This window comes from Cupriavidus sp. CP313 (assembly GCF_054072015.1).
In genome coordinates, this window is record NZ_JBSVZB010000044.1 from 45,848 (window position 1) to 57,317 (window position 11,470).

General features: G+C 64.8%; 10 protein-coding genes. 4 read left to right on the forward strand and 6 right to left on the reverse strand.

Features of this window, described 5'->3' with window-relative positions:
• Positions 1 to 248: 248 nt before the first annotated feature.
• Together ACW4E8_RS36685 and ACW4E8_RS36690 are read left to right on the forward strand one after the other, a co-directional pair.
• A complete protein-coding gene (locus ACW4E8_RS36685) occupies positions 249 to 872 on the forward strand; it encodes a DUF4136 domain-containing protein (protein WP_456808984.1) in 624 nt (207 codons plus the stop codon).
• Positions 873 to 1,214: 342 nt separating this feature from the next.
• Positions 1,215 to 3,536, forward strand: a complete 2,322-nt coding sequence (locus ACW4E8_RS36690) for an NADP-dependent malic enzyme (protein ID WP_456808974.1) — start codon at positions 1,215 to 1,217, stop codon at positions 3,534 to 3,536.
• A 105-nt stretch (positions 3,537 to 3,641) separates the two neighbouring features.
• Here the strand turns inward: ACW4E8_RS36690 and ACW4E8_RS36695 are convergent, their stop codons facing one another.
• The 6 genes from ACW4E8_RS36695 to ACW4E8_RS36720 form a co-directional block, all read right to left on the reverse strand.
• Positions 3,642 to 3,887 (reverse strand): hypothetical protein, encoded by a 246-nt coding sequence (locus ACW4E8_RS36695; protein ID WP_010809178.1) that lies wholly within the window; start codon positions 3,885 to 3,887, stop codon positions 3,642 to 3,644.
• A 240-nt stretch (positions 3,888 to 4,127) separates the two neighbouring features.
• Complete coding sequence (locus tag ACW4E8_RS36700; RefSeq protein ID WP_456808975.1) at positions 4,128 to 5,195, reverse strand: porin; 1,068 nt, start codon at positions 5,193 to 5,195, stop codon at positions 4,128 to 4,130.
• Positions 5,196 to 5,379: 184 nt separating this feature from the next.
• Positions 5,380 to 5,898: a 2-oxo-4-hydroxy-4-carboxy-5-ureidoimidazoline decarboxylase gene (gene uraD, locus ACW4E8_RS36705; protein ID WP_456808976.1), complete on the reverse strand. Its 519-nt coding sequence runs from the start codon at positions 5,896 to 5,898 to the stop codon at positions 5,380 to 5,382.
• Entirely contained in the window at positions 5,895 to 6,845 is a 951-nt protein-coding gene (puuE, locus tag ACW4E8_RS36710) for an allantoinase PuuE (protein ID WP_456808977.1), read from the reverse strand. The genes uraD and puuE overlap by 4 nt, the downstream gene beginning before the upstream one ends.
• Before the next feature lie 125 nt (positions 6,846 to 6,970).
• The gene (locus ACW4E8_RS36715) at positions 6,971 to 8,377 is read right to left on the reverse strand and encodes a nucleobase:cation symporter-2 family protein (protein WP_456808978.1); all 1,407 of its coding nucleotides are present in this window, start codon (positions 8,375 to 8,377) and stop codon (positions 6,971 to 6,973) included.
• 179 nt (positions 8,378 to 8,556) lie between these two features.
• Positions 8,557 to 9,336, reverse strand: coding sequence for a GntR family transcriptional regulator (locus ACW4E8_RS36720; protein WP_456808979.1), 780 nt, complete (start codon positions 9,334 to 9,336; stop codon positions 8,557 to 8,559).
• Positions 9,337 to 9,633: 297 nt separating this feature from the next.
• Here ACW4E8_RS36720 and uraH point away from each other — a divergent pair, with 297 nt between their 5' ends.
• Positions 9,634 to 9,987 (forward strand): hydroxyisourate hydrolase, encoded by a 354-nt coding sequence (gene uraH / locus ACW4E8_RS36725; RefSeq protein WP_456808980.1) that lies wholly within the window; start codon positions 9,634 to 9,636, stop codon positions 9,985 to 9,987.
• Positions 9,988 to 10,018: 31 nt separating this feature from the next.
• Positions 10,019 to 11,227 (forward strand): urate hydroxylase PuuD, encoded by a 1,209-nt coding sequence (locus ACW4E8_RS36730; protein ID WP_456808981.1) that lies wholly within the window; start codon positions 10,019 to 10,021, stop codon positions 11,225 to 11,227.
• Positions 11,228 to 11,470 lie beyond the last annotated feature (243 nt).

The window sequence follows — 11,470 nt, forward strand, 5'->3', positions numbered from 1 at the left end:
GGGGGCGGGCCATGCGCGCGGCAGCGAAGCATGGCGCTGAAGTCCTCATTGTAGCCAAGGGGTCGGGGCGCGGCCCGGCGCAGCACGGCATCGGCATGCTGCGGGGAATTCCGCGCCGGCGGCGTGGTCTCAGAGACACGTGGATATTCAGAGGAAAGCGAGGTAGCACTATGTGGCAGCGCGCAGGCGGTGTCGGCAATGCAGGAGCGGCGGGCCCGTGGCCGGGGCAGCGCAGGTGGTGGGGGGCGATGGCGTTGCTGGCGGCGCTGCTGCTGTCGGGATGCGCCAGCACGGTGGTGACCGATGTCACGGCGTTCCGCCAGTCCGGCTGGCAGAACGAGGCGCCGCGCACCTACAGCTTCGAGAGCAGCGCCGAGCAGGCGGCGCAGCTGGACCGCCAGACCTATGAGCAGTGGCTGGCCACGGCGCTGGCGGGGATCGGCTTCGAGCAGGTGCCGGCGAAACAGGCGCGCTATCGCGTCAGCATGGACTTCGATGCCGCGCCCGGCATCGTGCGCGTGGCCGAGACCGTCTACCCGGACCCGTGGTACGGCCCGTGGGGCCCGTACTGGGGGCCTGGCTACTACCGCCCGTACGGGCCCTGGGGTCCGTGGGGCCCATGGGGGCCGGGCTACTGGCCGCCGCAGACCGTGGTGCGCGACGTGCCGGTGACGTTCTCCAGCCTGCGGGTGTATTTCAAGGATGCGGCCAGCGGCAAGCGGGTCTACCAGGTCACCGCGCAGAACCAGACCGAGAACGGCAGCCTGCCGGCGGTCATGCCCTATCTGATCCGCAGCGCCTTTACCGACTTCCCGGCCGAGAGCGGCCGTCCGCGCCGGGTGACGCTGGAGGTCGAGAAAAACGCAAAGTAGGGCGGCCGGGGCCCGGCCGCGCCGGTCCGGCCAGGCGATGCGTGCGGATGCATGCAGAGGCATGCGTCTGCACCTGCATTGCATACCCAATGGTAAAAGCTGTTTAACTGGAATAATCCACCCAAAAATCGGCCTGCAGGCGGGCTCTGGTGGTACTTTGCGCGGATACGTGGGCTAGAATGGTTGCTCGATTTTTCCGGCCTGTCTGCCGGAATCGTCAGTTTCGCTGCCAGGCGTTGTGCTTCGCTGCCGGCCCGTATCCTGAGGTTTCTCGATCGGGGCCGAGCCGGATCTTGGCGGGAGAGGGGCGCTTCCGGTCCGGGCCATTTTCCGGACGAGCCAATGAGCAGCAAGAAAAGCGGTGATGCACCGCAACATGCCCCGAACAGTCCTGAAGCGCAACTGCGCCTCGCTGCGCTGGAATACCACCGCAGCCCCACCAAGGGAAAGATCCAGGTAACCGCGACCAAGGCGCTGTCCAACCAGCGCGACCTGTCGCTGGCCTACTCGCCGGGCGTGGCCTATGCCTGCGAGGAAATCGCCAAGGACCCCGCCACCGCCGCCGAGTACACCTCGCGCGCCAACCTGGTGGCCGTGATCACCAACGGCACCGCCGTGCTGGGCCTGGGCGATATCGGCCCGCTGGCCGGCAAGCCGGTGATGGAGGGCAAGGGCTGCCTGTTCAAGAAGTTCGCCGGCATCGACGTGTTCGACATCGAGCTCGACGCGCGCGACCCGGACAAGATCGTCGAGATCGTCGCCGCGCTGGAGCCCACGCTGGGCGGCGTGAACCTGGAAGACATCAAGGCGCCGGAATGCTTCTACATCGAGCAGAAGCTGCGCGAGCGCATGAACATCCCCGTCTTCCACGACGACCAGCACGGCACCGCCATCATTTCGACCGCGGCGCTGCTGAACGGCCTGAAGATCGTGGGCAAGGACATTGCCAAGGTGAAGATGGCCGTATCGGGCGCCGGCGCGGCTGCGATTGCGTGCCTCGATACGATGGTGAGCCTCGGCGTGACGCGCGAGAACATCTCGGTGGTGGACTCGAAGGGCGTGATCTATGTGGGCCGCGATGCCAGCATGGAGGCCAACAAGGCCCGCTACGCGCAGGACACGTCGGCCCGCACGCTGGCGGATATCGTCAACGGCGCCGACGTCTTCCTGGGTTGCTCGACCGCCGGCGTGCTGACCGCCGAGATGGTCAAGACCATGGCCGACAAGCCCATCATCCTGGCGCTGGCCAACCCCGAGCCGGAAATCCGCCCGGAAGTGGCCAAGGCCGCGCGCCCGGACTGCATCATCGCCACCGGCCGTTCGGACTACCCGAACCAGGTCAACAACGTGCTGTGCTTCCCGTACATCTTCCGCGGCGCACTGGATTGCGGCGCGACCAAGATCACGGAAGCGATGAAGCTGGCCTGCGTCAAGGCCATCGCCGAGCTGGCCGAGGCCGAGCTGAACGACGCCGTTGCCGCCGCTTACGGCGGCCGTGAGCTGAAGTTCGGCCCGGACTACATCATCCCGACGCCGTTCGACCAGCGCCTGATCGAGAAGATCGCGCCGGCGGTGGCCAAGGCCGCAGAAGAATCCGGCGTGGCCACGCGCCCGATCAAGGATCTCGAGGCGTATCGCCAGCAGCTGTCCACCTATGTCTATCACACCGGCCTGATCATGAAGCCGGTGTTCTCGGCCGCCAAGGCCGCGCCCAAGCGCGTCGCCTACGCCGAGGGCGAGGAAGAGCGCGTGCTGCGTGCCGTGCAGACCGTGGTGGACGAAGGGCTGGCCCGTCCCACCCTGATCGGCCGTCCGCACGTGATCCAGATGCGCATCGAGAAGGCCGGCCTGCGCCTCAAGGCCGGGGTGGACTTCGATCTGGTCAATCCGGAAGAAGACCCGCGCTATCGCGCCTACCACGAGGCCTACCAGGCTCTGCGCGGCCGCGACGGCGTGACGCCGGACATGGCCAAGGTGGCACTGCGCCGCTCCAACACGCTGATCGGCGCCATGCTGATTCACATGGGCGATGCCGATGCGCTGCTGTGCGGCACGGTGGGCCGCTTCGAGGCACACCTCGAGCACGTGCGCGACGTGATCGGCCTGGCGCCGGGCGCCAAGGTGTTCGCTGCGATGAACGCGCTGATGCTGGAAAAACATACGCTGTTCATCACCGACACCTTCGTCAACGACGATCCCACCGCCGACGAACTGGCCGCGATCACGCAACTGGCCGCTGAGGAAATCGCGCGTTTCGGCCTCGTTCCCAAGGTCGCGCTGATGTCGCACTCGATGTTCGGTTCCTCTACCCGTCCGTCGGCGCGCAAGATGCGCGAGGCTGCGGGGATCCTGGCCAAGGTGGCACCGCACCTGGAAGTGGAAGGCGAGATGCAGGGCGACGCTGCCCTGGACGAAGACGTGCGCCGCCACTTCCTGCCGTCGACCAAGCTGGCCGGCAGCGCCAACCTGCTGGTGATGCCGACGCTGGACGCCGCCAATATCGCCTTCAACCTGCTCAAGATCACGGGCGGGCAGGGCGTCACGGTGGGCCCGATCCTGCTGGGCGCGGCCAAGCCGGTGCACATCCTGAACCCGCAGGCCACTACGCGCCGCATCGTCAACATGACGGCCGTCGCCGTGGCGGAGAGCAACGCGGTGCGCTGATGCGCTGACAGGCGTGAGCCAATTAAAAAGCCGGGTCTGATGATCCGGCTTTTTCTTTGATGCTGCCCCGCGGCAAGCGCGCAGGGCACGCTGCGGGTTCGGTGGCTATTGCAGCACGTTGTACTGCTCGCGCATCACGACAATGATCGACTTGGCCGCGGCGAGCTGCGTGCCCAGGTTGTCGACGGATTCTTGCGGGAAATCGACCTCGGCGCTCCAGTTGCATCCGGTATGGTCAGGCTGGTGCATTCGCACCGCGTGCAGCTCGCATTCGCCGCACTCGGGGTTGTTGTCGAGGCACTGGTTCAGGATGGCCATCAGTTCGGAACGGGTCTTCGGGTATCGCCGCATGTATCACCTCTCTCAATGTCGTTTTTGAGGGTCCGGATCACCAATCTAGGAAGCGTGAAGGAGGGCTTCCAATTGAATCCACCTATGAAATGCCGGCTTTCGATCCGTATTGCCTGACGGCATGCGATGGCGCGGCGCAGCATTGCGGCGGCAGATTTCCGCGCGGTGTGATGCGAACGCGGCAATGAAAAAGCCCGCCGGAAGGGCGGGCTCAGGACTGCCGGTGAGGCGGTTACGTCATCAGAACTTGTGACGCATGCCCACGCCGAAGGTATCGCCGTGCTCGATGCCGGTGATCTTGTCGTAGTAGTAGGCAGCGTAGACGTCGGTGCGCTTGGACAGGTTGTAGTCGTAGGCGACGGCAAACGTATTGCGCTTGAAGTCACCGATCGCGTTCTCGGTCTTGCCATAGGCGTAGGACGCCAGCACGTTGCCGGCACCGACCGGCACCGAGGCCCCGACCTGACCGTTGGTGTGCTTGATGTCGCCGCTGGCGGCCGTGCTGGCCTTGGTCTTGATGTACTGGCCCTGGGCGAACAGCTTGACCACGTTGAAGTCGTACGTGATGCCGCCCAGGACTGCGTCCTGGCGGCTGAAGCCTGCGGCCGACAGGTCGTCGGCAACCGCGTTGAAGCGGACCTGCTGGTACGCGACGGTCGCGGCGAACGGCCCGTTGAAATACATCAGGTTGCCGCCCCACTTGTTCTGGCCCGCGGCACCTGCCTTCTCGCCTGCCGAGTAGATCAGGTTCGCGCTCAGGCCGCCGAAGTTCGGGGTGGAGTACAGCACCGAGTTGTTCCAGCCCGAGTCGCCGATGATGCCCGGATCCGCCACGCCATTGCTGGCGGCACCGAAGTAGGTGTGGAAGATGGTCGGCGAGAACACGTACGAGTCGACCAGCGGGTTGAACAGGATGGTCGAGATGAAGTACGGGGTCGTGTTGCGGCCCAGCTTCAACGTACCCAGCTTGTCATTCTGCAGGCCGACGTACGCATTGCGGCTGAACATCGAGTCGCCGTTGAAGCGGCCGCTGTTGCCGCTGTCCGTGCGGAAGAACCCGTTCAGGTCGAAGATGGCCTTGGTGCCGCCGCCCAGGTCTTCGGTGCCCTTGATGCCCCAGTAGGACGTCTGCATACCGCCCGAGTTGGCCACCCATGCGCGCTCGCCCGAACCCGGGCTCTTGACGCCGCCGACGAACATGTCAGCCTGGCCGTACAGCGTGACGCTGGACTGGGCCATGGCCGCGCCGGAAAAAAGGGTAGCCGCTACCGCCGCCAGCTTTAGTGCCGGCTTGTACTGCTTCTGCATTGTTAGACCTCCGTGGTTTGATCGATCCTGCTTGGGAACGTTGTGTACTGGGTCCCTGTCGGGTTCTTCTAATGTCTTGGTGCTTTTATTCGTGCCGCCTGGCTTGGCTCGGTGATGGGTGGTGCATGGGGTGCCGGCGGCATCGGGTACAGCGTTTTTTGTTATACAGGTGACGCTTTTTGGCTCAGGCGGATACTAAGTCGTCAAGCCGGAACTGCGCAATGCGATGGATCTGGTTGATGCAAGTCTGCAACTCTTGCTGCGGCGTGTTTTCAAGGCGGCGCGCGAACTCCGCGATGATCCCGTGGCGGTCGTAGCCGCGCACGGCGAGGATGAACGGGAAGCCGAACTTCTGGTTGTAGGCCGCGTTGAGCGACTGCAGGCGGTCGAACTCTTCGGGCGTGCACAGGTTCAGGCCGGCGCCGCTTTGCTCGCGCGTGGATTCGGCGGTCAGCTCGCCGCGCACGGCGGCCTTGCCGGCCAGCTCCGGGTGGGCGCGCACCAGCTTGAGCTGGGCCGCCTCGCCGGCTTCATCGACGGCCTTGCGCAGTGCCAGCGCCAGCGCCGCGCCTTCGGCGAAGGGCCGTTGCGCGGCAGCGGTCTCGGCAAACCACGGCGAATGTTCGTAGATGCCGCCCAACACCTGCACGAACTCCGCGACAGGCATGGTGTTGAGTTGGGCGATGGAATAGTTCTGGCTCATGCTTGGTTCCGGGGGGTGTAGGGGTGGGTATCGGCCCAGTGGCGGGCGATGTCGACACGGCGGCAGATCCACACCTTGTCGTGTCCCTGCACATAGTCGAGGAAGCGCTGCAGCGCGCGGAAGCGGCCCGGGCGGCCGAGCAGGCGGCAGTGCATGCCGATCGACAGCATCTTGGGGCTGTCCTGGCCGCTGGGGTCGCCTTCTTCATACAGCACGTCGAACGCATCCTTCAGGTACTGGAAGAACTGTTCGCCGGTATTGAAGCCCTGCGGCGTGGCAAAGCGCATGTCGTTGGAGTCGAGCGTGTACGGCACCACCAGGTGCGGCTTCTTCTCGCCGCCGGTGACTTCGACTTCGGTCCAGAAGGGCAGGTCGTCGCCGTAGTAGTCGGAGTCGTACAGCAAGCCGCCGTGCTCCACCACCAGGCGGCGCGTGTTGGGGCTGTCGCGGCCGGTGTACCAGCCCAGCGGCAGCTCGCCGGTCAGGTCCTTGATGATCTGCATGCCGATGCGCATATGTTCGCGCTCGGTGGCTTCATCGATGCCCTGGTAGTGGATCCAGCGCCAGCCGTGGCAGGCGATCTCGTGGCCCAGTTCGACAAAGGCGCGGGTCAGTTCCGGATGGCGTTGCAGCGCCATCGATACGCCGAAGATGGTCAGCGGCAGGCTGCGCTTTTCGAACTCGCGCAGCAGGCGCCAGACGCCGGCGCGCGAGCCGTATTCGTAGATGCCCTCCATGCTCATGTGGCGGTCGGGGTAGGCCGCGGCGCCGACGATCTCGGAGAGGAACTGCTCGGAGGCGGCGTCGCCGTGCAGCACGCAGTTTTCGCCGCCTTCTTCGTAGTTGAGGACGAACTGCAGCGCAACGCGCGCGCCGCCCGGCCAGCGGGCGTGCGGCGGCCGGGCACCGTATCCGATGAGATCGCGTGGATAGTTATCTTTTGTCATGTGTCTTTGCTTGCTTCAGGAAAACGCCCGGCACCGCCGCGCCGCCCGCAAGCGCCGACCATCACGCAATGTGCGTGCCAGTCGTGCCGGCGGCGGTGCCGGATACTTCGATACCGTTGCTTCGGTTACTCCGTGCCGTGCGAGTTGGCAGCGGCGTTGCGCATGGCCTCTTCGCGCGACTGGATGCCGTTGTAGAACAGGTTCAGCGCCACGGCCACGATCGTGCCCAGCACGATGCCGCTGTGGGTGAACGGACCGGTCCACTTCGGCAGGTACTGGAAGAAGGTCGGTGCCAGCGTCGGGATCATGCCGGCGCCGATCGAGATGGCGACGATGAACAGGTTGTGGCGGTTGCGGTTGAAATCGCACGAGCCCAGGATGCGGATGCCGGTGGCGGCCACCATGCCGAACATCACGATGCCGGCGCCGCCCAGCACGAACTGCGGCACCGAGGCCACCACGTGGGCCATCTTGGGGAACAGGCCGAACGCGACCAGGATGATGCCGCCGGCCGCCGCCACGTAGCGCGAGCGCACGCCGGTCACGGTGACCAGGCCCACGTTCTGCGAGAACGAGGTGTACGGGAAGGTGTTGAAGACGCCACCGATCACGGTGCCCAGGCCGTCGGCGCGCAGGCCGCGGGTCAGGTCCTCGTTGCTCAGCTTCTTGCCGGTGATGTCCGACAGCGCCAGGAACATGCCGGTGGATTCCACCAGCGTGATCAGCATGACGATGCACATCGACAGGATGGCGGTCACTTCGAAAGTCGGCATGCCGAAGTGCAGCGGCGTGATGACAGCGACGAAGCTGGCTTCATCCAGGCCTTCGAACGACACCTTGCCCATGGCCATTGCCACCAGCGTGCCGGCGATGATGCCCAGCAGCACCGCGCAGTTGGCCACCAGGCCGCGGCCGTACTTGGTCAGCACCAGGATGATCAGCAGCGTCAGGCCGGCAATGCCGAGGTTGGCCAGGTCGCCGTAGGCGAGGTTGGGCACCTCCTTGACCACGCCGTCGATCACGGCGCGGGTGGTGGGCTGGCCGCCGGCCGCCCAGTTGATGCCCACGCGCATCAGCGACACGCCGATCAGCGTGATCACCGTGCCGGTCACCACCGGCGGGAACAGCCCCAGCATGCGCCCCATCATCGGCGCAATCAGGATGCCGAATATCCCCGACGCGATCACCGCGCCATAGATGCCGAGCAGGCCGACATTGGGATCGGTGCCGATGGCGATCATCGGCGCCACCGAGGCGAAGGTCACGCCCATCATCACCGGCAGGCGGATGCCGAACTTCCAGAAACCAAAGGCCTGGATCAGCGTGGCCAGGCCCGCGGCGAACAGGTCGGCATTGATCAGGAACGCCAGCTGGTCCTTGGGCAGCTTGAGCGCGCCACCCACGATCAGGGGCACGGCAACCGTGCCGGCGTACATCACCAGAACGTGCTGCAACCCGAGCGCGAGCAGGCGCCCGGAAGGCAAACGCTCGTTGGTGAGGTCCGTCGGGACCGTGGTGCTTGCGGAATTCATGGGTGCGTCTCCTCTCCTTTGGTTTGATGGGAACACCACTGCCATGGCCCCGGTCCTGGATCCCGGAAGGTTTCCGGACCGTTATCTGCCTGTCGTCTCAGCACTCTCGCTGGTGAGCCGGGTGCTGTTTGCCGACAGGGTCTGGCCTTGTATTTGGGGGCAGGGGCGGGAACACCGTGCTAGGTGGAGCGGCCTAGCACGCTGCGAAGATCAAAGTTGCCCGGCTCGTCCGGCTGCACGCGGTCGGCGCAGGCGCCAAGGTGGTGCGCCATGCGCGACTGGGCCAGCGCGGCATTGCCCTGTTCGAGTGCGTCGAGGATCTCTTCGTGTTCATCGAACGAGCAGGCGTTGTTGCCCGGGGCTTCCACGCTGGCGATCATCAGCGTGGTGCGCGACACCAGCCGGCGCATCATGTTGACCAGCAGCGCGTTGCCCGACAGTTCCGCCAGGGCCGTATGGAACTCGGCGGACAGGCGGATCCATTTGGGCCGGTCATGCGTGAGGAAGGCCTGGCGCTCGCTGGCCACCATCTGGCGCAGCGGCGCGATCACGGTCTTGACGTCGGGCATGCCGGCAAGCTTTTCCAGCACCGCGCGTTCCAGCATCTGGCGCAGCTCGAACATGTCGTGCGCTTCGTCGGTGGAGGGGCTGGCGATAAAGGCGCCGCGGTTGGGTTCGAGATCGACCATGCCGTCGGCGGCCAGGTGCGACAGCACCTTGCGCACCGTGTGCCGCGCGGTGGCATAGATCTCGCAAAGGGAATGCTCGGTCAGCTTGGTGCGCGGCGGCAGCCGGTGCTCCATGATCGCGTCGTAGATCTCGTGATACATGCGCTCTTCGACCGAGCCCTTGCGTGCGGGCTTGGCGGGCTTGGCGGGCTTGCCCGCTTGGATTTCGGTCAGCTCGGCGTCGGCCTTGGTTTCGGCGTTGGCGGCAATCAGCTTCAGGCTCTTGGACATCGTGGCACCAGCAGTCAGGCGGGGCACCGCAAATCCTGGACATCAGGCAGCGGTGATCCAAAAATTGTTGACAATTATTTGGTTACTGCTTCAATATTGTCAACAAAACCGACTCAGGTTTTCGACAACTCAGGGAAATCCCTGAATTGCCAACCGGGTAGTGCAGGCGCATTGTCGCCACGCACCACCCAGCGCCGGGATGCGTTACCAGACGTACCGAGCGGGCACCATTCCCACAAATGGTGCTAGTGAAGGCAGCGGCGCCCCTCACAACCCAATCGCCTAAGGAAAAACACGATGGGACGCTTGACCACACACGTACTCGACACCGCTGCCGGCACGCCCGGCAAGGGCATGTCGGTTACTCTTCATAAGATTGTCGACAATCGCCGCGAAACCGTGAAGACAGTCGTGACGAACCACGACGGCCGTTGCGACCAGCCGCTGCTGGAAGGCGCGGACTTCGCCGTTGGCGTGTATGAGCTGGAATTCGCTGCGGGTGACTACTTCCGCGCGCAAGGCACGAAGCTGCCCGAGCCGGCTTTCCTGGACGTGGTGCCCCTGCGCTTCGGTATTGCCGATGTCAACGCGCACTACCACGTGCCCCTCCTGGTTTCGCCCTGGTCGTACTCGACCTACCGCGGCAGCTGAAGCGGTGGCATAGGGAAACAGGAGACAAGACATGGAAGGCTACATTCTCGACTGGGCCAATCTGCTGCTGCGCTGGGTGCACGTCATCACGGCGATCGCGTGGATTGGCTCCTCGTTCTATTTCGTCTGGCTCGATAACAGCCTGACCCGTCCCACCGATCCTGACCTGCAGGAGAAGGGTGTCGGCGGCGAGCTGTGGGCCGTCCACGGCGGCGGTTTCTACAACCCGCAGAAATACCTGACCGCGCCCAAGACGCTTCCTGAGAACCTGCACTGGTTCTACTGGGAGTCGTATTCCACGTGGATGACCGGCTTCGGCCTGCTGGTGGTGCTTTACCTGTTCAACGCCAGCACGTTCCTGATCGACAAGAACGTCTACGACATGTCGCCTGGCGCGGCGGTCGGCCTGGCACTGTCCTACCTGGCCGCTGGCTGGGTGGTCTATGACGTGATCTGCCGCGTGTTCGGCAAGAGCGACAAGACCGTAGGCGTGCTGGTGGCGATCTACGTGGCCGTGGCTGCCTACGTGGCGTGCCACCTGTTCTCGGGCCGTGCGGCGTTCCTGCTGAGCGGCGCGATGATCGCCACCATCATGAGCGCCAACGTGCTGGTGTGGATCATCCCGGGCCAGCGCAAGGTGGTTGCCGCGCTGCGCGCAGGCCAGCCAGTCGATCCGGTTCATGGCAAGAACGCCAAGCAGCGCAGCGTGCACAACACGTATTTCACGCTGCCGGTGCTGTTCGCGATGCTGTCGAACCACTACAGCATGACCTACAGCTACAAGTACAACTGGGCCGCGCTGATCCTGATCATGCTGGCCGGTGTGCTGATCCGCCAGTTCTTCATCCTGAAGCACAAGGGCAAGATCAACGTGGCCTGGCCCGCAGCCGGCGTTGCCGTGCTGGCCGTGGTCGCCGTGATGATCGCGCCGCAACCGCGCCCGGCCGTGGCCAAGGCAGAAGGTGGTGAAGCCGCCGCCGCCGTCAGCTTTGCCAAGGTGCAGGAAGTGATGAACGCGCGCTGCGTGCAGTGCCACGCCGAGCAGCCGAAGATGATGCCGACCGCAGCCAAGGGCATCAAGCTCGATACCGCGGAAGACATCAAGGCCCACGCCCAGCTGATCTACCAACAGGCCGTGCAGCAGAAGGCGATGCCGCTGGGCAACGTGACGCAGATCACCGACGACGAGCGCGCCCTGCTGGGGCAGTGGTTCGAAGGCGGTGCCAAGACCACCAACTAAGGGTGGCTTGATCTGAAAAGCATCAGGGCCGGCGCGTGCAGCCGGCCTGCGAAATCCGAGCATCGGTGATCGACGGTCCGGAGGGTTGTGCAGTTGGCAACCGTCAGTACCGGACCGGCGAGGGTTTGAACGGGGCCTTGTGCCCCGTTTTTTTGTGCGCCCAGCATGGGCGCACTCTAGTGGGTGCAAGTCCCACCGTAAGTTGATCACAGCGAACGAAGCGAAGCGCAACTGCGTGAGGGT

Bases quoted from the DNA above. Each gene is read 5' to 3' on its own strand.
- ACW4E8_RS36685 (WP_456808984.1), top strand. From the start codon at position 249: ATGGCGTTGCTGGCGGCGCTGCTGCTGTCGGGATGCGCCAGCACGGTG.
- ACW4E8_RS36690 (WP_456808974.1), top strand. From the start codon at position 1,215: ATGAGCAGCAAGAAAAGCGGTGATGCACCGCAACATGCCCCGAACAGT.
- ACW4E8_RS36695 (WP_010809178.1), bottom strand. From the start codon at position 3,887: ATGCGGCGATACCCGAAGACCCGTTCCGAACTGATGGCCATCCTGAAC.
- ACW4E8_RS36700 (WP_456808975.1), bottom strand. From the start codon at position 5,195: ATGCAGAAGCAGTACAAGCCGGCACTAAAGCTGGCGGCGGTAGCGGCT.
- uraD (WP_456808976.1), bottom strand. From the start codon at position 5,898: ATGAGCCAGAACTATTCCATCGCCCAACTCAACACCATGCCTGTCGCG.
- puuE (WP_456808977.1), bottom strand. From the start codon at position 6,845: ATGACAAAAGATAACTATCCACGCGATCTCATCGGATACGGTGCCCGG.
- ACW4E8_RS36715 (WP_456808978.1), bottom strand. From the start codon at position 8,377: ATGAATTCCGCAAGCACCACGGTCCCGACGGACCTCACCAACGAGCGT.
- ACW4E8_RS36720 (WP_456808979.1), bottom strand. From the start codon at position 9,336: ATGTCCAAGAGCCTGAAGCTGATTGCCGCCAACGCCGAAACCAAGGCC.
- uraH (WP_456808980.1), top strand. From the start codon at position 9,634: ATGGGACGCTTGACCACACACGTACTCGACACCGCTGCCGGCACGCCC.
- ACW4E8_RS36730 (WP_456808981.1), top strand. From the start codon at position 10,019: ATGGAAGGCTACATTCTCGACTGGGCCAATCTGCTGCTGCGCTGGGTG.